Here is a 351-nt window from a genome sequence, read left to right on the forward strand (position 1 = left end):
CGCTAGACGCGATCGCTCGTGAGCTGGAAGGAGTAGCGATACTCCAGGGCGTACGCCAAGCAGGTATGCATGACTTCGCAAGATCGACCAAGCGAAGCCGTGGTAGGTATTGATTTCGATGCGAGTCAGTTGATCTCGCGGCAGCGATGCAGTTGCTTGCTCAGCAACACGCGCTACAGTGGCGCGCGCAAAGCTGATGAACAGAGACTTACCCGTGCTGCCAAGTCGACCCGCTGCCAGTTCTTCACACGCCTTAGCGAGCGCAATGGTGGTTTTGCCTGAGCCGCCCCCCCCTCGCAGCGCGATATGCCCCTCAGTCGCGAGAAGGCGCCGCCGTTGGTCGCAGAGAAC

The 351-nt window shown here is 60.1% G+C and carries 1 protein-coding gene; it reads right to left on the reverse strand.

Annotated elements, in window-relative coordinates; all coding sequences use genetic code 11:
- Positions 1–351 (reverse strand): UvrD-helicase domain-containing protein (locus AC1DMU_RS29825; RefSeq protein WP_476941713.1); only part of this gene is annotated, 351 nt, incomplete at both ends.

It is taken from the genome of Bacillus sp. 01N45 (genome assembly GCF_056399205.1).